General features: G+C 31.4%; 25 protein-coding genes and 1 other RNA gene. 2 read left to right on the forward strand and 24 right to left on the reverse strand.

Going from position 1 to position 21,059, the window contains the following annotated elements; translation table 11 throughout:
• Positions 1 to 48 precede the first annotated feature (48 nt).
• The 18 genes from DZ65_RS09760 to DZ65_RS0102775 form a co-directional block, all read right to left on the reverse strand.
• Positions 49 to 1,218: an LL-diaminopimelate aminotransferase gene (locus DZ65_RS09760; RefSeq protein ID WP_035907035.1), complete on the reverse strand. Its 1,170-nt coding sequence runs from the start codon at positions 1,216 to 1,218 to the stop codon at positions 49 to 51.
• A gap of 124 nt (positions 1,219 to 1,342) precedes the next feature.
• The gene (locus DZ65_RS0102670; RefSeq protein ID WP_024787137.1) at positions 1,343 to 1,546 is read right to left on the reverse strand and encodes a hypothetical protein; all 204 of its coding nucleotides are present in this window, start codon (positions 1,544 to 1,546) and stop codon (positions 1,343 to 1,345) included.
• Entirely contained in the window at positions 1,504 to 1,947 is a 444-nt protein-coding gene (locus DZ65_RS0102675; RefSeq protein WP_024787138.1) for a hypothetical protein, read from the reverse strand. The genes DZ65_RS0102670 and DZ65_RS0102675 overlap by 43 nt, the downstream gene beginning before the upstream one ends.
• 713 nt (positions 1,948 to 2,660) lie before the next feature.
• On the reverse strand, positions 2,661 to 3,329 hold the full coding sequence (locus tag DZ65_RS0102700) for an RNA methyltransferase (RefSeq protein ID WP_024791156.1): 669 nt from the start codon (positions 3,327 to 3,329) through the stop codon (positions 2,661 to 2,663).
• Positions 3,316 to 3,750, reverse strand: a complete 435-nt coding sequence (locus tag DZ65_RS0102705) for a hypothetical protein (RefSeq protein WP_024787142.1) — start codon at positions 3,748 to 3,750, stop codon at positions 3,316 to 3,318. The genes DZ65_RS0102700 and DZ65_RS0102705 overlap by 14 nt, the downstream gene beginning before the upstream one ends.
• Complete coding sequence (locus DZ65_RS0102710) at positions 3,747 to 4,031, reverse strand: nucleotidyltransferase domain-containing protein (RefSeq protein WP_024789362.1); 285 nt, start codon at positions 4,029 to 4,031, stop codon at positions 3,747 to 3,749. Before DZ65_RS0102710 ends, DZ65_RS0102705 begins: the two co-directional genes overlap by 4 nt.
• 203 nt (positions 4,032 to 4,234) lie before the next feature.
• A complete protein-coding gene (locus DZ65_RS0102720; RefSeq protein WP_024787144.1) occupies positions 4,235 to 4,462 on the reverse strand; it encodes a hypothetical protein in 228 nt (75 codons plus the stop codon).
• A gap of 73 nt (positions 4,463 to 4,535) precedes the next feature.
• Entirely contained in the window at positions 4,536 to 5,756 is a 1,221-nt protein-coding gene (locus DZ65_RS0102725; RefSeq protein WP_024787145.1) for a major outer membrane protein, read from the reverse strand.
• Positions 5,757 to 5,925: 169 nt separating this feature from the next.
• Positions 5,926 to 6,708, reverse strand: a complete 783-nt coding sequence (gene fabI / locus DZ65_RS0102730; protein WP_024787146.1) for an enoyl-ACP reductase FabI — start codon at positions 6,706 to 6,708, stop codon at positions 5,926 to 5,928.
• On the reverse strand, positions 6,705 to 7,391 hold the full coding sequence (locus tag DZ65_RS0102735; protein ID WP_024787147.1) for a triose-phosphate isomerase: 687 nt from the start codon (positions 7,389 to 7,391) through the stop codon (positions 6,705 to 6,707). The genes fabI and DZ65_RS0102735 overlap by 4 nt, the downstream gene beginning before the upstream one ends.
• On the reverse strand, positions 7,388 to 8,584 hold the full coding sequence (gene pgk / locus DZ65_RS0102740; protein ID WP_024790688.1) for a phosphoglycerate kinase: 1,197 nt from the start codon (positions 8,582 to 8,584) through the stop codon (positions 7,388 to 7,390). The genes DZ65_RS0102735 and pgk overlap by 4 nt, the downstream gene beginning before the upstream one ends.
• Before the next feature lie 63 nt (positions 8,585 to 8,647).
• Complete coding sequence (gap, locus tag DZ65_RS0102745) at positions 8,648 to 9,631, reverse strand: type I glyceraldehyde-3-phosphate dehydrogenase (protein ID WP_024790689.1); 984 nt, start codon at positions 9,629 to 9,631, stop codon at positions 8,648 to 8,650.
• Positions 9,632 to 9,958: a ribosome silencing factor gene (rsfS, locus tag DZ65_RS0102750; RefSeq protein WP_024789369.1), complete on the reverse strand. Its 327-nt coding sequence runs from the start codon at positions 9,956 to 9,958 to the stop codon at positions 9,632 to 9,634.
• Positions 9,936 to 10,478 carry a nicotinate (nicotinamide) nucleotide adenylyltransferase gene (gene nadD, locus DZ65_RS0102755; protein WP_024789370.1) on the reverse strand — a complete coding sequence of 181 codons (543 nt, stop codon included), beginning with the start codon at positions 10,476 to 10,478 and terminating at the stop codon, positions 9,936 to 9,938. Before nadD ends, rsfS begins: the two co-directional genes overlap by 23 nt.
• Positions 10,466 to 10,888 carry a DUF523 domain-containing protein gene (locus DZ65_RS0102760; protein ID WP_024790690.1) on the reverse strand — a complete coding sequence of 141 codons (423 nt, stop codon included), beginning with the start codon at positions 10,886 to 10,888 and terminating at the stop codon, positions 10,466 to 10,468. The genes nadD and DZ65_RS0102760 overlap by 13 nt, the downstream gene beginning before the upstream one ends.
• Positions 10,889 to 10,935: 47 nt before the next feature.
• Positions 10,936 to 12,528, reverse strand: coding sequence for an arginine--tRNA ligase (gene argS / locus DZ65_RS0102765; protein WP_024790691.1), 1,593 nt, complete (start codon positions 12,526 to 12,528; stop codon positions 10,936 to 10,938).
• Positions 12,525 to 13,142 carry a guanylate kinase gene (gmk, locus tag DZ65_RS0102770; RefSeq protein ID WP_024790692.1) on the reverse strand — a complete coding sequence of 206 codons (618 nt, stop codon included), beginning with the start codon at positions 13,140 to 13,142 and terminating at the stop codon, positions 12,525 to 12,527. Before gmk ends, argS begins: the two co-directional genes overlap by 4 nt.
• 1 nt (position 13,143) lies before the next feature.
• Complete coding sequence (locus DZ65_RS0102775) at positions 13,144 to 14,274, reverse strand: response regulator transcription factor (RefSeq protein WP_024790693.1); 1,131 nt, start codon at positions 14,272 to 14,274, stop codon at positions 13,144 to 13,146.
• 111 nt (positions 14,275 to 14,385) lie between these two features.
• Here DZ65_RS0102775 and DZ65_RS0102780 point away from each other — a divergent pair, with 111 nt between their 5' ends.
• The gene (locus DZ65_RS0102780; RefSeq protein ID WP_236617337.1) at positions 14,386 to 14,847 is read left to right on the forward strand and encodes a phospholipase D-like domain-containing protein; all 462 of its coding nucleotides are present in this window, start codon (positions 14,386 to 14,388) and stop codon (positions 14,845 to 14,847) included.
• On the opposite strand, the gene fliR is transcribed toward DZ65_RS0102780, so the two are convergent.
• The 4 genes from fliR to rpsB are packed head-to-tail and all read right to left on the reverse strand — an operon-like array spanning position 14,837 to position 18,106.
• Entirely contained in the window at positions 14,837 to 15,604 is a 768-nt protein-coding gene (gene fliR, locus DZ65_RS0102785; protein WP_024790695.1) for a flagellar biosynthetic protein FliR, read from the reverse strand. The genes DZ65_RS0102780 and fliR overlap by 11 nt on opposite strands.
• Positions 15,605 to 15,636: 32 nt before the next feature.
• Positions 15,637 to 16,293 (reverse strand): ABC transporter ATP-binding protein, encoded by a 657-nt coding sequence (locus DZ65_RS0102790; RefSeq protein WP_035908293.1) that lies wholly within the window; start codon positions 16,291 to 16,293, stop codon positions 15,637 to 15,639.
• Between the two features lie 57 nt (positions 16,294 to 16,350).
• Positions 16,351 to 17,274: a translation elongation factor Ts gene (tsf, locus tag DZ65_RS0102795; protein WP_024790697.1), complete on the reverse strand. Its 924-nt coding sequence runs from the start codon at positions 17,272 to 17,274 to the stop codon at positions 16,351 to 16,353.
• 1 nt (position 17,275) lies between these two features.
• Positions 17,276 to 18,106: a 30S ribosomal protein S2 gene (gene rpsB, locus DZ65_RS0102800; RefSeq protein WP_024790698.1), complete on the reverse strand. Its 831-nt coding sequence runs from the start codon at positions 18,104 to 18,106 to the stop codon at positions 17,276 to 17,278.
• 154 nt (positions 18,107 to 18,260) lie between these two features.
• Here rpsB and luxS point away from each other — a divergent pair, with 154 nt between their 5' ends.
• A complete protein-coding gene (luxS, locus tag DZ65_RS0102805) occupies positions 18,261 to 18,794 on the forward strand; it encodes an S-ribosylhomocysteine lyase (RefSeq protein WP_024790699.1) in 534 nt (177 codons plus the stop codon).
• A 135-nt stretch (positions 18,795 to 18,929) separates the two neighbouring features.
• On the opposite strand, the gene ffs is transcribed toward luxS, so the two are convergent.
• Together ffs and DZ65_RS0102810 are read right to left on the reverse strand one after the other, a co-directional pair.
• Positions 18,930 to 19,027: signal recognition particle sRNA small type (ffs, locus tag DZ65_RS10535), an RNA gene on the reverse strand.
• Positions 19,028 to 19,040: 13 nt separating this feature from the next.
• On the reverse strand, positions 19,041 to 20,954 hold the full coding sequence (locus tag DZ65_RS0102810; RefSeq protein ID WP_051428169.1) for a thioredoxin domain-containing protein: 1,914 nt from the start codon (positions 20,952 to 20,954) through the stop codon (positions 19,041 to 19,043).
• Between the last annotated feature and the right edge of the window lie 105 nt (positions 20,955 to 21,059).

Consider the following 21,059-nt stretch of genomic DNA (forward strand, 5'->3'; position numbering starts at 1 on the left):
TCCGACAGTTCCAAGACCCACTATCCCGATTTTAACCATTGCTTTCCTTTAAATAGCGGCCTGTCGAATTCTTTTTTCATTTTCAATTAAAGCAATTCTTACATACTCGTCCCCGTAAGCCCCAAATCCTATTCCAGGGCTAAGCGCAATATGGGCTTCCGTTAAAAGCCTTTTGGAAAACTCTAAACTTCCTAAATGCCTTGCAACTTCTGGAATTTTAGCCCAAACAAACATTGTGGCTCTCGGTTTTTCTATCTCCCATCCCGCATTTGCAAAACTTTCAATCAGGACTTCTCTTCTTTTTTCATATGTTTCAACCACATCTTTGACCAAATGTGTATAATCCCTGAGTGCCACTGTTGCAGCCACCTGAATAGGTGTAAACATTCCATAATCAATCCATGATTTATATTTTTGAAGAGCGCCTATAAGCACAGGATTTCCTACCATAAAGCCCACTCTCCATCCAGCCATATTGTAACTTTTTGAGAGGGTAAAACTCTCAACCGCAACTTCTTTGGCTCCATTGGCCTCGAAAACAGACGGCGTTTTATATCCGTCAAACGTAATATCCGCATATGCAATGTCGCTTATAATATAAAGTCCTTCACTTTTTGCAAAATCAACCGCCTTTTGCCAAAAATCTTTATTTACAGTTACCGTTGTGGGATTATGTGGAAAATTTAAAACCAAAAATTTAGGTTTAGGCACTGATTCTATCATGGCCTGTTTCAACTGGGCAAAAAAATCGTCTTCATTTAATTCATACTCTTTATTGTATGTAAGTTTTACTTTTCTGACACTTGCCCCAGCAAGCATAAAGGCATATGAATGAATTGGGTAAGTTGGATCGGGCACAATGGCCACATCCCCCACGTTTGTAACGGCCTGGGTCAAATGGACATAACCTTCTTTGCTGCCCATTGTCACAACAGCTTCTGTTTCGGGATTAAGGGTCACATTATATCTTCTTGCATACCAATTACAGACGGCTTCTCTTAATTTATAAATACCTTTACTGACTGAATATCTGTGATTTTTAGGCTTTCTTGCCGCTTCAACAAGTTTATCAACAATCGGTTTTGGAGTAGGACCGTCGGGATTTCCCATTGAAAAATCGATAATATCTTCCCCCGCCCTGCGTGCTTGGAGTTTAAGCTCGTTTATTACGGCAAAAATATAATTTGGAAGTCTTTCTATTCTTTCAAAATGATTCATTTTATTCCTTTAATTAAGATACCTCTTTTAAAATTAATTTTCGAAAAGTTGTCTTTTATTTTTATATACGCTGTATATTCCGGTATATCTACCGCCATACTTTTAAATGTTTTTTTATATGAAATTATATAAAAACAATATAAGGATACCAATTGTCAAATTTTGAAGTAACTATTTTTATTTTTTTAAATCCGTTTGGGTTTACCCAGTATTCTCCTTTTGCATTAATAAGTTTTTTTTCTTCGCCTGTTAAAGGAAAAGCCGGCAGATAAGCATTTTCACAGTCTATATAATATTTTTGTTTTTTATTATATTTTTCACTTTGCATCCGTAATTTTTTAGAGTGTTTATAAAAATCAGAGGATTGATATAATGATTTGTTTTCATTTCTATATTTAGAGTATAATTTCCGTTTATTAAGGAAATATGTGAAGGGTAAAAATAATAATAACCCATTAAATTCAGTGTTTTATATAAAATTTTAGCTTCCAGAACAGGATTGCTGTTTTGAAAATCAAACTCAGTGTTTATAATTTTCGGTTTATCAAAAAAAAGATTTACAAGCCCCAGATTTTCAAGTTTTTTTACCGTGTCTTTCAGGGATAAATTAGTGTCAATACTGTTTAAAAGTTTTTCATAATTTTTGTATTCTCTCTCACCTATTAAATTGACTATATACATATTTTTGGCAAATAAAACAATTCCTATTAAAAAAATCAGTTTTTTCATTTTTCAAACCTGTTTGGTTTTTTCAAATATTCAAATTTTCCGTTTTTTAAAAGAATCCTGAGAATTTTTTTTGTATTCGGCGTAATGTTTTTATCATTATAAATAATAGTTAAATTTCCATGCCCAAATTTAATATAATAATTTCCCTTTAATATTTTAGGATTGGTTGTAAGAAATTCCACACTTTTATTGTTGTCAATGTTTATTGCCCTGAACCATACTTTTTCATTTGGAATAATTGTAATATTGTATTCTTTGGCAATTTTTTTATCTCGGCGGTATTTAAAGAAACATTTGATTCATTATTTTCAATATTTTTCTGTATTGTTTTTTCGCTCACACTGTTTTTGAATGTTTCATTATTCTCTGTAATGTTATTTTCCAAAACCTCGTTTTTTTCACTGTTGTTAATTTCGGCGGTTTTAATATTTGTTTTTGATTTTATAAAGCTGAAATATAAAAAAGCGCTTAATACAAATAAAATTATTATTAAAACCCATAAATAACTTTTTCAGTATCAACATCATCTTTTTTATTTTCATTATAATAATTTTCATACTCCTCAATCAGTTCACCCAAATCAACTCGATAAGTCTAACAAATCCTATAAATTTTACCCTTGGCAGTTTATCAAATTCTCTGTTTTTAATAAATCTGAGCGAAATAGGTGAAATTTTTGATTTATTTCATCTATTGAATGATTTTCAAAAAACTCATCTGCATTCATTGCTAATCCTATCTATTAATATTGCAGCGGCACTTGCAACGTTGAGCGAATCAAAATCCCTTTTCATTTCAATTGTAATTATATCATCTAATTTTTCTTTTACCCTTTTGCTTAAGCCCTCTCCTTCGCTTCCCAAAACCAAAGCTGTTTTATCAGGTGTATCAACCCTGCATTTTCCATTCATATCGGCACCAATAATTTTATAATCTTTTGTTTTTAAAATATTAAGCAGTTCCAGTATATTAAAAAAAGAAATTATCCTCATATCAATTGCTGCACCAGCACTTGCGCGAATAATATTTGGCCATTTAAGCTCTTTAATTCCAGTTATTATAACTAAATCTATACCTAGAGCATAAGAAGTTCTAACTATATTTCCAATATTTCCCATATCTGTAATATTATCCAAAACAACTATTTTTTCACCTGTTATTTCATATTCATTTGGAGTAAAATCTATTTTTGCAAAGTATCCTTGATGATTTTGATTATGGGAGAGTTTTTGTGCTAATTTATTGTCTATAAATTTAATTCTAAAATTTTTAAATTTTTTTAGTTCATTTTTAGATTTTTTTTTACTTATTAAAATTTCTTTTACTATTTCTGGATGTTTTTTTATAATATATTCAACTACTCTTTTGCTATATACTATCACAATAACCTTCTTTTTTTATATAGTCTAAAGTTTTATTAATAATATCAAATAATTTTGGAGTATATTCTAAAATTTCAATAAAAATTTCTTCTAATTCTTCTTCAATATACTCATTTACAAGTTCATTTCTTAAATTTTTCATCTCTATTAATAATTCATAATTATCAACAAAACCCCTTTTTTCCGCTCTAATTACAATATCAAGTTTTTTATTAATATCTTCCAATTCAACTAAATCCAAACTTCTTAAAACTCTATTTATTAAAATATCAACACATCTTCCAAATCTGTTTGCCAATGCTTCAAAAAGTTCATATTCTTCTTCGTTTAAATCAATTTTAGAAACTTTTTCAAATGACTTTTCAAGCCAATATTTTGACTTTAGAAGCATCTTTACATTTTCACATAAAACATCTTTCAAATTTCAACTCCGTTATTTGTTATAAATCTGTAAAAAGCACTTTTATTTATATTGTTAGTTATAATTAAATCAATTTTTCTATCCCCAAATAATAAAAAAAATTTTATTTTTATTTTTTGTTTTATTTTAAAATTTATTTTATCGGAAAGTACAAAAATATCAATATCTCCTCCTTTTTTTCTATCATCAATTCTGCTTCCAAAAATATAAATTTTAGCTTTTTTATCATATAATCTAATAATATTTTTAATAATTTTAATTTCTTCTTTTTTTAATCTCATTAACCTTCTTTTTTAATGAATTTTATCATAAATGAAACATATTTTCAATTTATTTTTGTGTCTGTCACTATTTCTAAATATTATGAAATTATACAGATTTTAAATCTAGCTGATTATTTCATTATATTTTAGTGGCTTTAAAAGCACTAAATGCTATTGAAATTATAAAAACTATCAATGCTAAAATAAAAAGCAATTCCATATTATAAATCCTTTAAACTCTTAATTTTTTTAATTATAGCATAATTTATTAACACAATTATAAATGACAAAATAATTATACCAACAACATCTAAAATTAATAATATATTACTTACCTTTCCTATATTTGAAATACCCCATCCAACCATTCCTAATACTGTAACAATTAATATACTAAGCCATACTTTTAAAAAATTTATTTCTTCTTTTATTTCATCAATTTTTGCCAAAATCAGCCTTTAAATTTTAACAAATTATGTCTGTCACTTTTTTTATTAAATAAAAGCCCAAAAGGGCAAGAAATTAGAAACTGTAAATAAATTGCGCTCTAACTTCTTGTTGGTCAGGATTTCCTAAATTATTTCCATCACCGTTATAATTTAAATTAGCATAATATGCTGAAACACCGAATTTTTTATTGAATTTATATCCTCCGCCAACATCAAATTCATTACTGTCAACATTTTTGGTTGCATTTATAGTTCCGGCATTTTTACCGTTACTTTGATTAATACTTACATATGAAGCCCAAACATTTGTTTTTTCATTTATATTATATCCAGCTTTTGCATACCATACATCTACATCAGTTAAGTTTGCTACATTATATCTTAATTCTGCTGGAACTTGTCCAATTACAGCATAGTCACTTGTAGCAATTACTCCGGCTTTATCGTTAGTTGAAGCGTATCCAACCTCACCATTAATTCCTGAAACATTTGCATTTAATGCTATATTGAAATAATTATGATTACTTACATTTGTTAAACCTAATGATTTATCATCTAATTTTGAAGTAGCAAAATCAGCTTTAATTCCAACACCATAATCTTTTAAGAAGTTTAAGTTTGTCATCACAATAAATGCGTTTTTAACAGCATCTGTTATATGATAATCCCAAACCTGAGCACTTCCGAATGCATCGTTTGCATAAATAGCACCGGCTGTATAAACATCTTTTGCCCCATTATTTGTTGCTGCACTGATTGGAAGATTTAAATTACCTTGATCAACTGTTCCATTAGCATTAAAGATATGATCAACCCATCCACCAGCTACTGTTAATCCATTTCCTGCATTATACATTGCAACTACACCTGCACCGTGAGCAGTTGTATATGGATCGCTTGAAGCAAACGGTAATGAACCAAGAGGAACAACACCCACATTAGCAATTAATCCGTTGTTTGCATAGTTTAAGTAGAATAAGCTATCTCCCAATCCAGTTGTTCCAGCTGTAGAAACATTTGAAGAAGCTTTATCTAATACATTTGTTTGTGCATGAACCCTCCAAACGATTTTCATATTTTCTGCAACAGGAATACCAAATACTAATTTAGCATTTGTTCTCCATCTGTTGTAATCAGTTGTAGCTGTATTTGTTTTATCTTGATGATAATAATATCTGATTCTCATAAATCCGTTAAGACTCACACCTTTGATTGCATCTGTTAGAGGAGTTGCACTTGCAACACTCATTGAACCCATTGCCACTAAAGCCGCTAAAGATAATTTTTTTAGCATCTTCTCTCTCCTTTAATTAATTTTTTTGTCTCACAATTATAACGTCAAATTTAAAAAAAATCAAATAATTTTGGTATTTTTTTGAAAAATTTTCAAATATGTTAACATTTTATTAACAAATTTTCTAACACTCATAACTTTTTCCAACATTTTCACCACTCACCACTCACTACTCACCATATCTTGGCATACCCATTATATTATATCCGCTGTCAACAAAATGCACTTCTCCCGTTACTCCGCTTGAAAGCTCACTTAGTAAATACATTCCGGAATTTCCGACTTCATCAATTGTAACATTTTTCATTAATGGAGAATTTTTTTCATTATATTTAAGTATTTCGCTAAAATCTCCTATTCCGCTTGCCGCAAGTGTTTTAATAGGCCCTGCGCTTAAGGCGTTTATTCTAATTTTTCTCTCCCCTAAATCCACTGCTAAATATCTTACGCTTGCCTCAAGTGCAGCTTTTGCCACACCCATTACATTATAATGTGGAATATATCTTGTGCTTCCAAGGTAAGTTAATGTCAAAATACTTGCCCCGTCATTTAATATTGGCTCCATTTTTTGAACAAGCTCTATTAATGAATAGACACTGATTTCCATTGCTATGTTAAAAGCATCTTTTTTTGTATCGATAAATTTTCCGTCAAGAGCCTCCCTTGGGGCAAAAGCTACAGAATGGACCAAAAAATCAATTTTTCCGTAATCTTTTTCAATATTTTCTTTTAAACTAATTAACTCTTCTTCTTTTGTAACATCAAGAGGATAAATATTTTTAACATCAAGTTCGTTTGCAACTTTTTCAACCCTTGATTTTAATTTATCATTTTGGTAAGTAAGAATTATTTCAGCCCCTTGCGATTTACAAGCTTTTGCAATCCCGTATGCAATCGAGCGGTTGTTTGCCACACCTACAACTAAACCTTTTTTTCCCTGCATTAGACTCATTTACTCTCCTTTGTTTTTTGTATCATCTGTTTAAACACTTCAACATCCAGACTTGCACTTCCGACCAAAACCCCGTCCACATTTTCGATTTTTAAAATATCTTCAATGTTACTTAATTTCACACTTCCGCCGTATAGAATCGGCCTTTTGGTAAATTTTCTGATTTCTTTATGAGTTTCTTGGATTTGTTCTAGTTTTGCACTGACCCCTGTGCCTATCGCCCAAACAGGCTCATATGCAACTATTAATTTTTCATATTCTAAATCTATTCCTATAAGCTGCTCTTTTAAGTATTCTACAACTGCTTCTATTCCTTTTTTTCTAATTTCAAGCGGTTCGCCAATACAGTAAAATATTTCAAAATTATGATTTTTAAAAAAATCAAATTTTTTTGCTATAAATTCCTGGCTTTCACCTAAAATATGCCTTCTCTCGCTGTGGCCTATAAGGATTCTTTTTATATTAAATTCATTAAGCTGCTCTAAACCGATTTCCCCGGTATATGCACCGCTTACTGTAGGATATGCATTTTGGGCACCAACGACTTTGTCTTCAAATAAAGCACTCTGAGGAGGAAAAACGGCAACTTTTACCCCGTTAAATTTTATTTTTCCAAGTTCTTTTAAATATCTTTTTGTCTCTTTTCTTGTTTTATTTGTTTTAAAATTTGCTGCTACTATCATTTTATCTCCAATGCTGCAATTGCAGGAAGTTTTTTGCCTTCAAGAAGTTCCAGACTCGCTCCTCCACCGGTAGAAATAAATGTCATTTCTTCATCATCTCCGGCTCTGGCAACCGCATCTGCGGTATCTCCGCCGCCCACCACTTTAATTCCGTGACTTCTTGCAATTTCATGGGAAATTTTAAACGTTCCCCTTGCAAATTTATCCATCTCATATACACCCATAGGTCCGTTCCACAAAATTGTCTGGGCATCCCAAAGTACCTCTCCAAAAAGCCTAACACTTGCAGGTCCTATATCAAGCCCCATCCAACCGTCCGGAATTTCCTGGGATGGGACATATTTAACCATTGCATCTTCAGCAAATTTATCGGCTACCACTATATCAACCGGCAGATAAAATTTAACCCCGAGTTTTTTGGCTTCAGACATAATTTTTAAAGCTTCATCTATCAAATCCTCTTCCACCAAACTTTTTCCTATATCATATCCGAGCGCCTTTAAAAATGTAAAGGCCATTCCCCCGCCTATTATCATTTTATCCACTTTTTCAAGCAGATTAATAAGTGCCTGAAGTTTTCCGCTTACTTTACTTCCCCCTACAACCGCTACAAACGGCCTTACAGGCTTTTTAAGCAGTTTATAAAAGAAATTGATTTCTTTTAAAAGTAAAAATCCCGCCGCTCTGTGTAAATTGTCATAAAACCTTGTAATTGCCTCGACACTTGCATGCGCCCTGTGGCTGACTCCGAATGCATCGTTTATGTAAAATTCGCCGTATTTGAAAAGTTCTTTTGCAAATCCCTCATCGTTTTTGGTTTCTCTCGGATCAAATCTCAAATTCTCAAGCAGTAAAACTTCTCCGATATTTAAATTAGAGGCCTTACTTTTTGCATCAGGTCCAACAACATCATTAGCCATAATAACTTCTTTATCCAGAAGCTTAGAAAGTCTTTTTGCAACAGGTTTCAGGGAATATTTTTCATTAAATTCGCCTTTTGGCCTTCCAAGATGGGAGCCTATTACTATTTTACACCCGTGGTCAATTAAATATCTGATAGTCGGAAGCGCCATTCTTATTCTTCTGTCATCCGTTATATTGCCGAATTCATCCAACGGTACATTAAAATCACATCTTAAAAAAACACTGTTTCCTTCTTTTAGATTTAAATCTTTCGGTGAATTTAATTTCATCTCACTCCTTTTTATAAAATTTTAACATACATTTAATTTAATTTAACATTTTTCATTTTACATTTACCATTTATATATGTATTCCGCCATTTCAATCATTCTGTTTGAATATCCCCATTCATTATCATACCAGCTAAAAATTTTTACTAAATTTAAATTTACTTTTGTCAAATCAAGGGCGACAATAGAGCTTGCCGGGTTTGAATTTATATCAGAGCTTACTTTATACTCTTCATCCACTTCTAAAATACCTTTTAAATCGGTAAGTGAATGAAATTTTATAACTTCGTTTATTTCTTCTTTTGTGGTTTCTCTATTTAATTCAAGCGTCAAATCCATAAGTGAAACATTGGCAACAGGAACCCTTACACTAACCCCGTCAAGTTTACCTTTTAAATTTGGTAAAACTTTATAAATTGCTTTTGCAGCGCCAGTAAATGTTGGGATAATATTTTCCGCCGCAGCGCGTGAGCGTCTTATATCACGTATATTTGGAGCATCAAGCAGTTTTTGGTCCATCGTATAAGAATGAATGGTGCTCATAAAACCTTTTTTTATTCCAAATTTCTCATCAATAATTTTTGCAACAGGCCCAAGACAGTTTGTAGTACAGGAAGCGTTTGAAATAATATTTTCACCTTTATATTCTCTGTAATTCACCCCCAATACATAAGTCGGGGTGTTATCATTTGCCGGGGCTGAAATAATTACTTTTTTTACATTTCCTTTTAAATGTCCTTTTGCAAGATTTGAACTTAAAAATTTACCTGTGCATTCAAGAACAACATCCGCTTCATCAAAAGGTATATTAAGAGGATTTTTTTCTTGAGAGTAATTTATAATATTTTCACCTATTTTTAAAGTATTTTTATCAATAACTTCAACGTCTCTTTCTAACATTCCCCTTGTTGTATCATATTTAATTAAATATGCGGCTAGATTAATATCCATTAAATCATTAATAGCAACTATTTCTATATTTTTATTTAACGCAACCCTTAAAACACTTCTTCCGATTCTTCCTATTCCGTTAATTGCAATTTTCATTTATTGCCTCATTTTTAATTTTAAATCTTTAAGAAATTTATCCATCTGATATCTTGCCCTGTATTCTTCACTCATTAAATGAATTAAAATATCCCCTAAATCGATGGCAATCCAGTCATTACTTTCATCAACCCCCAGAAATGTTTCGCCCATCGGTTTTAAAGTTTTTTTAAGATAATCAAGCAGTGCCTGAGCGTGTTTATCGGCCATAGCAGTGGCCACAATTACATAATCCACAAAATAATCCTTATCTCTTAAGTCATATTCCATAACATCAAGTGCTTTTTTCTCTTCCAATAAATCTTTAATTTTTGCAATTCTGTCCATAAAACTCCTTTATTTCATTTTCTATTATTTTTGGTAAATATTTGAAATTACAGTTTCTAATTTCCGTGGAACTGATTGGAACGTTAACATCTAAAACTTTTTTAATATTATACTTCTTAAGCAAATCTAAATCAACTTTTCCTCTTTTAGCAACCACCAGATGGGTTTTTTTTAAAATTTCATCAATATTTTTCCATTTGCCGAGTGTTTTTAAATTATCGCTTCCTATAATAAAATATTTCGGCTTAAATTTTTTAATTGTTTCTATTGAATAAACAGGACGATTTTGTTTTATTTCAAAATCGCTTATCTCTACTTTTGGATTGTTTCCAAAAAGCTTTTTCAGCCATTTAACCCTAAGCTCAGCCGGCGCATGAAAATTTTTTTTAAGTGGATTTAAATAATTTGGCATTATTATAAGTTTATCTATATCAAGCTCTTTTAATACTTTTTTGGCAACTTCAACATGCCCCAAATGAACAGGGTCAAAGCTGCCCCCGAAAATCGCTATATTTCCCATTCGCTGATTAATTCAATTCCGTTTTCTTTTAAAATTTTAGAAGTTAATCCCGGTGCATTGCACATGCATTCACACCCGTTTATATAGGCACTTGTTTTTTTAATACCGCAGCTTGGAGACTTTTCTTTTCCTATAAAAATTTTAATTCCCTCTTCCCTGCAAATTCTAAGAGCCTCATTTGCCCCTTTTAAAAAAGCTTCTGTTTTATCAACTCCGTTTATATCCACAATTTTATCCCCTATAAATCTGGCTGCGGGACGGGGGGTCGGAAGAGAAAAAGCCTCCGGACAAAAAGGAATCAGCTCATAATTTTCATTTAATTTTTCTAATTTTTCATCATTTAAAGGTTTTGATTTCCCGTCATATCTGCAGGGCTCACCCAACATACATTTGCTAATCATAGCTTTCATATTCAATTACCTTTTTTTCACTACTCACTACTCACCATTTTCACTATTTACATTTTCTCTTTTGCATTTATCCCGAGAAGTGAAAGCCCCAGTTTTATAATAATTCCTACAACCGCCAAAATTTTTAGCCTGATTTCTTCCCTCTCACTTCCAATAACTTTATTTTTATTATAAAATTTATGAAATTCACTTGCCAAATCTATTAGATAATTTGTCAGTCTGTGAGGTTCCCTGTTGATAAACGCATCTTCTAAAACATAAGGCAAAGTCAAGGCAAAAAACAGAAGTTCTTTTTCATCTTCTTCCAAATTTTTAAGTTCTATATTTTTTACATCGTTATAATCCATATTTTTATTTCTAAAAATAGAACGGATTCTTGCATGGGCATAATTTACATAATAATTTGGATTCGAACTGTCTTCTTTTTTCAAATCCTCAACATCAAACTCAAGATGTGTATCCGCTTTTTTAGTCAGAAAGATAAAACGCAGGGCATCCGCCCCCACATCTTCCACAACATCTCTTACCAAAATAAAATTCCCGGCCCTTTTACTCATTTTATAAGGTTTGCCGCCTTTTAAAAGTTTTACCATCTGGGAAAGTAGTATTTCAAGTTTATCCGAATCAAACCCCAAAAATTTAATTGCCGCTTTTACCCTTGCTATATATCCGTGATGGTCCGCTCCCCAGATATTTATGTATCTGTCATAATTTCTTTTAAATTTATCCCAGTGATAAATTATATCCCCGGCTAAATAGGTAGGTCTTCCATCTTCCCTTACCACGACTCTGTCTTTTTCATCTTTAAATTCACTTGATTTTATCCAAATTTTACCTTCTTTTTCATACAAAGCAGAGTTTTTTTCTAAAATATTTTTAACTTCATCCCAATATTTATATAATTCTTTTTCACTTACCCACTTATCAAAAGGGGTAACATTTAAAGAAGCGATATCTTTTTTTATTTCATTCAACATTTTATCCTTTGCCCACATATTGAGCTTTTCATCATTAAAACTGTTTTCTTTGTTTGTGAAATAATCTTTGCCAAATTCTTTTATAGCCTCAGATGCCAAATCTTTTATATAATCACCTTTATAATACTCTTCGGGCCAGGTCACATCAAAACCTAAAATTTCCCTTGCCGTCAAATAAACAGAAAGCCCAAGAAGTGTAATCTGTCGGCCAGCGTCATTTACATAATATTCGGTATCTATTTTATAACCTATATGTCTTCCTATTCTGGCGATAGAATCCCCGTAAATGGCGCCTCTTGCATGACCTATGTGTAATGGGCCTGTCGGATTTGCGGAAATATATTCAAGCAAAATCCTCTCTTGTTTTTGACCTCTGCCAAAATTTTCTTTTTCTTCTAAAACCTTATTTGCAAATTCATCCAAAAATTTATCGCTGAGTTTAAGATTTACAAATCCGCTCAGTGCTTCAACTTTTTCAAATTCAGCACATCCTCTCAATTTTTCACAAAGGCTTTTTGCAAATTCGTTCGGGTTTATTTTATTTTCTTTTGCATATTTAAAAACAGGTACGGCAAAATGACCAAAATCTTTTTGTTTCGGTTTGTTAATAGAAGGATTTTCACCTAAATGTTTTTTAAAAATATCTGCAACTTTTTTCTTCATTCATTTCCTTTCCACTCGTTTATAAATTCATTTACATTATATTTGCTTCTTTTTATAAGAGACGCAATTGCAACAGCTTTTAAAAATTCTTTGGATTCATCGAATTCATTGTTTATTAAAAGATAATCATATTCATCTATTTTTTTCATTTCATTTAATGCATTAATAAGTCTTATTTCAAGGGATTCTTTTGTTTCAGTTCCTCTTTTTTCAAGTCTTTTTATCAATGTATTCATATCTTTTGTAGTTATAAATACGCCGGTTGTAATATTTGGATATAATTTTTTTACATTTTCATATCCCTGAACATCAATATCCAAAAACACTATTTTACCTTCACTTAAAGCTTTGTCAATCTGTCTTTTGCTCGTTCCGTAAAAATTTCCGTGAACTTCCGCCCATTCCAGAAAATAACCCTCTTCAATGTCTTTTAAAAATTCTTCTTTACTTACAAAAAAATAATCAACACCGTCAATTTCCCCTTTTCTCATAGAACGTGTTGTAGATGAAATACTAAAATACGCCTTTTTTTGAAGCTCTTCACATGCGCTTCTCGCCAGACTTGTTTTTCCGCTTCCGCTGGGACCAGATACTACTAAAATACTTCCATCCATTTTAATCTCCAAAATCTATAGTAATGGTAACTTTTGCTTTTGCTTTTTTCAGTTCGTCCCAATTTATATTTAAGATACTTCCGAGTGTTTTTTCATGGATATTTCCATTATCTTCTTGAGTACTTGTAACTTCTTCATTTGGAGCTTTTTTATTTTCTTCTATTTCAGGCAGCTCTTCATTTTTAACTTTTAACTTTTCACTTTTTTCCTGAGTGCTTGGTTCTTGGCCACTTGGAACTTCTTCACCCCCTTCAATCTCTTCTCCCAAAGCTTTTGCCAAATCCTTTTCATTTATACTTTCTAATTCCAAATCTTCATTATTTTCATCTTTTTGAGTGTTAATATCTTCTTTTGTTTCAATTTCCGGCATTTCTTCCTCCTCCTCACTTGGAACTTGGCTGCTTGGAACTTCTTCACTTTCTTCTTGGCCGCCCGGCACTTCCTCATTTTCACTTTTAACTTTTAACTTTTCACTTTCTTCTTGGCTGCTTGGAACTTCCTCACCTTCTTCATTTTCATCTTCCAGATTTTGCAATTCTTCCTCACTGATGGAAATAGTGTCTTCTATATCTGAATCGGGTGCTTCTTCCAACAGTTCATCTTCTGTAATCAGCACTTCGTCTTCAGGTAAATTTTCTAACTCTTCGAGTTCTTCAAAATCCGGTTTTTCATCGCCTTCTTCCACCAATTCATCTATATCATCCAGGGCAAAATCGTCTATATCTTCTTTTTGGGTATTCTCCAAATCAAAATTTTCTTCTTCCAAATCCAAATCTTCATTAAAATTTTCAATATCGAAATTTTCTTTTGTTTCATTTTGCATATTCGGCAGTTTTTCCAAAATATCCATTAAATCGGTAGGTAAAAACGGTTTTGTAAGATATGTATCAAAACCTGGTAATTTTTCATCTTTTTTAGAAAGAATCAAAACAAATTTTGCATTTTTGAACTTTTCTTTCAAAGAATTCAAAAATTCTTCATCATACAAATCTTTTTCCAAAAAAACAGCTTCGAAATTATCTTCCGGAACAAACTCCCTGTTTCCGATAATTACATCATCACCTTTCTTTTCAGCACTCAGCGTAAAAAGTTTTTCTATAGTCGGATTGGCAGAAATTAAAAGTATTTTCATGGCTGACCTCGTTTTTTTATTATAATTATATTAAAAAAGGTGGCAAAATTGAAAAAAATCCTGTTTTATTTGTTATTTATCCTGTTTTTAAATGCTAACAATGTTTATTTTATGCCCTTTGAGGGAAAAAATGCTCAAAAAGAATTATGCAATATTTTCACCCATGCCAAAAAAAATATAAAAATAGCAATGTATACATTTACCAATAAAAAAATTGCAAAAGCCCTGAAAATAGCTGCAAAACACGGAGCAAAGATTTATATTATAGGCGATTTGGAAGAATCAAAATATAAATATTCCGTTATTCCAAACCTTGCGGCAATAAAAAAATTTAATATTTATCTTTTAAGCGGTAAAAATTACAAAAACGGCAACAAAGCAAAAATGCATGTAAAAATGTCTATTATAGACAATAAATATCTAATTATCGGAAGTGCAAATTATTCTTACAGCGCTTTTTTTAAAAATTATGAATATATCTTAATCACTCAAGATAAAAATTTAATAAATAAATTCAATAAATATTTTTATATGTTGAAACAAAATGCCAAACCATACAGGCTCAGCCGATAATTTTTAAAATTACATTAAAAGCATGAATAAATTCTTTTTGAAATACATTTGCAAAAGAAGCCATAATCGCAATCAAAATTAAAAAAGAAAGTCCAATTTTTATAGGAAACCCTACTACCAGCAGGTTAAACTGAGGCATTGTTTTCATAATCATTCCAAAAATTATGTCGCTTAAAATAGAAACGGCCAAAACAGGAAAAGCCATTGCAATTCCAAAAACAAAATATTTAAACATATAAACAACAAAAAACTGATATATTGAATGAATATCAAAAACAGCCCCAAACGGCAGGCTTCCTAATGTTTTACTTATTAAAAATATTTCTAAATGATCCCCTCCGAAAGCAAAAAATATCAACAGTGCAACCCATGTAAAAAATTCACCTATAATATTTGTATTCAGCCCGGAGTTTGGATCTATTACATTTGCCAAAGTAAATCCCATCACAAAACTTATCTGTTCGGCTGCATATTTTAAAATATCAAAAATAAGCGTAAGGGCAACTCCTACAAAAAAAGCAAAAGCACTCTCAAACAAAACAGCCGATATCACATTTATAATATTAATTTCAAATGTTATTTTCGGGCTAATGGGGAAAAACAGTATTGTAAGCCACAGGGCAAAAGCCGCCTTTGCTTTCATGGGAATGGTTGGATATGAAAAAAAAGGCAAAAACGCCAAAAATGAGCTTAATCTTATAAATAAAAGTAAAAAAGTCACTGTATTTACAGGCGTTAAATAATTAATTAACTCCATTTCTACCCACTACTCACCATTTTCACTACTCACTACTCATAATTTTCACTACTCACCATTTTCACTAATTGTTTGTTTTTCAGTTCATAAATTTTATCAAATTTTTTAGCTATTTCCATATCGTGGGTTACAGTTACAATAGATGCACTGTTCTCATCAGCATATTCTTTTAAAATTTCTATTACTTCGTTTGCATTAACATTATCTAAATTTCCGGTAGGCTCGTCAGCAAAAATTATTTTCGGCTTTTTAACTAAAACCCTTGCAATACTAACTCTTTGCTGCTGGCCGCCGCTTAAGGTTTGAATATTCTGATTTATCACATCTTTTATCTTAAGTCTATCAAGCAAATCAAAATCAACTTCCCTGTTGCATAAAATTGCAGCAGCCTGAATATTCTCAAGTGCTGTGAATGTGTTAAAAAGATAATGAAACTGAAAAATTACACCTATTTTATTTCTTCTAAATTCAATTAACTCTTTTTCTTTTAGTTTATAAATTTCTTGTTTATCAATAAAAACTTGTCCCTCATTTGGTTTTAAAAATGAAGATAAAATATGTAGAAGTGTGGATTTTCCGCTCCCGCTGGAACCTATTATGGCAATTTTTTCTTTGGGTTTTACTTCAAGATTTACATCTGAAAAAAGAAGATAATCAAATGAGTGTTTTAAATTTATTGCTTTTATCATTTTTTTCACTACTCACTATTCACTATTTTCACTTAAGCGCCAAAAGGCGCTAAGTAATTATTGTAAAGCTGCCGCTACTTCATCAGCTAAAGTACATCCGTTTTTAACCAAACCTTCTCCGACTTCAAATCTGATAAAGTCAACAAGTTTTGCACTTCCTCCGGCTTTTTTTGCCGCATTTTCAAGTGCTTTGGCAACATTTTCTTTTTTCTCGGCTTTTACGAATTCTTGCTCTGTAAGACAGTTTTCTTCATAGAATTTTTTAATTTTTCCGGGAATAATTTTTTCAATTACATTTTCAGGTTTACCCTCTTTTAGAAGCTGGGCTTTTGCAATGTCTTTTTCTTTTTCAATTACATCAGCCGGTACACTCTCAGGATTTAGAAAAGAAGGTTTCATAGCGGCAATATGCATGGCAATATCTTTTAGAGTATCTTTAATTGCTTCACATGTTTCAGCTCTGTCACATTCAGCCGCCACAAGTACTCCAACTTTTCCCCCTGCATGGATATATCCGTTAACAATTCCATTTTCACTAGCAGTAATTGTAGCCATTCTTCTGACAACAATATTTTCACCTATTTTTGCTATTTTTACTTTTAATTCTTCTTCGAATATACCCTCACCAAATTTTGTGTTATTCAAGCTTTCAACATCGGTGATATTTTCAGTATTAACAGTTTTAACCGTTTCACTTACAAATTCAACAAATTCATCTGTTTTGGCAACAAAATCTGTTTCACAGTTTACTTCTACAATGCTTCCTTTTTTCATATCAGGAGTAATATGAATTTCCACTCTTCCCTCAGCCGCATTTCTGTCCGCTTTTTTAGCGGCTTTTGCAAGACCTTTTTTTCTTAATATTTCAACCGCTTTTTCTTCATCGCCGTTTGCTTCAACCAATGCTTTTTTACAATCCATCATTCCGGCACCGGTTTTTTCCCTTAGCGCCTTTACCTGAGCTGCTGTAATGTTTGCCATATTATGCCTCCTCTTTAATATCTTCTGTTTCTTTTTCGATTTCTTCTTCGCTTTTAGTTTCTGCCGCTGCTTCTTCTTTTACTTCTTTAATTTCTTCATTAATTTCTTCAGGTGTAATCTCTTCCATTTCTTCTCCTGCGCTTCTTGCCATTTCTTTACCTTCAATTATAGCATCTGCAATTTTTTCACAGAAAAGATTTACACTTCTGATTGCATCATCGTTTCCCGGGATTGGATAATCAACCACGTCAGGATCGCAGTTTGTATCAAGCGGAGCAACCACAGGAAGTCCCAGTTTATTTGCTTCTGCAACTGCAATTCTTTCTTTAACCGTATCAATAATAAACAACATATCCGGCAATGTTTTCATATGTCTTATACCGCCGAGAACTCTTTCAAGTTTTGCTTTTCTTCTGGCTAAGATTAATCTTTCTTTTTTTGTTAAAAGGTTAATTTGACCGCTCTCTTCCATTTTTTCAATTATTTCAAGTTTTCTAATTGATTTTTGAATTGTCGGAAAGTTTGTAAGCATACCGCCGAGCCATCTGTGGTTAACATACGGCATACCGGCTCTTTCGGCATGAGTTTTTACAGCATCAATTGCTTGTTTTTTAGTTCCGACAAAAAGAATTGTTTTTCCTTCAGCCGCCGCATCTCTAACTATGCCGCATGCATATTTAAAAAATCTTAATGTTTTTTGTAAGTCAATAATATAAATATTTTTTCTGACACCGAAGATATATTTCTTCATTTTTGGATTCCATCTTCTTCTTTGATGTCCGAAATGAACACCGCACTCCAATAAATCTTTCATTGTTACATTACACGCCATTGTTTCTCCTTGAATTATTTTTTTATTTTGGCTGGGTTTAGCCTCCCTCTCCGTTAACAGCATAGCTGCAACCCGACCAAGGAATAAAGAGGTGAGAACTAGAGATGAAATTGTATCAAAGTTACGATATAATTTCAACAAAAAAGGATAAATTATGCCAATGCTTGATAGTTTTTTAGTTGATCATGTAAAAATGCCGGCCCCGGGCCTAAGAATTGCAAAAAAAATGAAAACACCAAAAGGAGATGTAATTACAGTTTATGACGTAAGATTTGCGAAACCGAACAAAGAAATTATTGATGAAAAAGCAATGCATACGCTTGAACATCTGTTTGCCGGATTTATGAGAGATAATCTACCTGATTTTGAAATAATCGATATTTCACCTATGGGATGCAGAACAGGATTTTATATGAGCATAATCGGAGAACCAAATGATAAAGAAGTAATTGAAGCGTGGAGAAAATCTATGCAAAATATTTTAGATACTGATATTATCCCGGAAGCAAATATCTATCAATGCGGCAGCTGTTATATGCACTCCCTCCCAGGTGCTAAAAAAGTTGCTAAACATATAATAGAAAGCGAAATCGTTATAATGGACAATAAAGAGCTGGCACTAAATCCTAATAATATTCCAAATATATGCGATGTAAATCCTAATGAAGTTAAAATTTTAGGGATTTAACTTCTTCTTTTATTCATTTATAATAATTAGTGTTTGACACTAAACTTAGCTAAAAATATTAATTTATAATTCAATATTTAGCATTTATAATTCACAATTCAACACTCAACATTCATAACTTATAATTATTTTTCAGGCGCCCCAGGAACCTGCGGCACAAGGACATAAGAGGTGCTCTGCTCCCTTCCGGGCCTGAAGCGTTGCCTCTTACACCCCTTGCACAGGGCTGGGACAGGTGAAATTATATCATAAAATATTAAAAATTTCTTTTATTTCTTCTAAATTCTTACTTTTTTTAATACATTTATAAATTGTACATATTTCAAAACTTTCACCTTTTTTCCATAAAACATAAGGATATGAAAAATCTTCTTTATATAAAGGAGTTTCAGAAGTTATTATATATTCACCCAAAATATTTTTTATAGCGGCTTTTGTAATACTTGCATAAAAAAGAGGATAATTTTTTACATAATAGCTTCCCTCTTCAATGATTTCATCAGCTTCTTTTTTTAATTCAATATTATAATTTAAAAGCGATAAATCCAAAAAATCATTTGCCAAAACACCCAAAGAACTTGCATATGATGAATCACTGAAATCAGCTTTTATGCTTTTATCTTGATTCATATACCAGTTATCTTTTTTAAACAAAAATACCTCTTTACTAAGTTTATTTGCAAATTTTAAATATTTTTCTTCGTAAGAATACTCATAAGCTGTAATTAAAGCATTAATTAAATATGCATAATCTTCTAAAAATGCAGGTTTTTTATTTTTTTCATCCTTATTAAAAGAATGATACAGTTTATCTTTATACATAACTTCGATTAATTTTTCTAAACTCTTTTTTGCAGTATCTAAATATTTTTCATCAAATTCACCTACTGCAAAAAGAGTTTTTATCATCATTGCATTCCATGATGTTATTTTTTTAGAATCAATAAACGGAAACTCTTTTGTTTTTCTTATATCTTTTAATTTTTGCAAAGCTTTTTCATAATTTTTAGGTCTTTCTCCTTGAATCGTAGGATTATTTAATCCGTTAAAATTACCATATTTTTTAATTCCAAAATAATTTAACAATTCTTCTTTATTTTCAAACTCACTAAATGCTTCATTAACCTCATCAAAATCATATACAAAATATTTACCCTCACCCCCATTACTGTCCGCATCGCTAGCTGAGAAAAAAAGCCCGTTTTCATAATATTTATTTAACATTTCATCAATACTTTTAAATGCTACTTCTTTATAAAAAAGATTTTTTGTAATTTTATACATCCTGAGATATATATAAGGTAAATTCGCATTATTATAAAGCATCTTTTCAAAATGAGGAATTTCCCATTTGTTATCTACCGAATATCTATAAAATCCGCCTTCAACCTGGTCAAAAATACCGCCTTTTGCCATTTTTGTAAGAGTTAAATTTAAAATATCTAAAATATCTTTGTTTTTTGTAATAACATATACATCAATAAGTAAATCTAAGCTGCTCTCCATCGGAAATTTAGGTGCTCCCTTTACTCCTCCATATTCCAAATCAAACTCATTTTTTGCTTTTTTTATAATATTCTCAATTATACTTTTATCCACATTCTCTTTTGGCAATTTTTTATTTTCATTTTCTTTGTAATATTTTTCGAAATTATCTGCAATTTCCAAAATTTTTTTGGGATTTTCCATCCAGTCGTTTGCAATAGATAAAAGTATTTCTTTAAGTCCCGGACCGTATTGTGAATAATGAGGCGGCACATAAGTTGCAGAATAAAACACTTTCTTTTCAGGTGTCATAATAATAGTAAGAGGCCAACCTCCCGAGCGTCTGTGCATTAACTGATAAGCTTTTTGATAGTATTTGTCAATATCGCTCATCTCTTCCCTGTCCACTTTTATTGACACATAATATTTATTTAAAATACCGGCAATTTCTTTGTTTTCAAAACTCTCCCTCTCCATTACATGGCACCAGTGACATGTTGAATAACCTATACTTAAAAAAATAAGTTTATTTTCTTTTTTTGCCTTTTCAAAAACTTCTTCACCCCATTCATACCAGTCAACAGGATTGTCTGCATGCTGCTTTAGATAAGGACTGTCAGCATTTTTTAAATGATTTGCCATAATTGCTCCTATAAATAAAAAAATTTTTTTCATTACATTCCTTATAACAAAAAAGATAAAATTTGTCCAATTTTTGATATGATGATACTGACTAAATAACGAAAAAGTAAAAATATGACAGCGTAGCGGAATTTAGCG

Origin of the sequence: Lebetimonas sp. JS032, from assembly GCF_000523315.1 — a bacterium.
Taxonomy (GTDB): domain Bacteria; phylum Campylobacterota; class Campylobacteria; order Campylobacterales; family Nautiliaceae; genus Lebetimonas.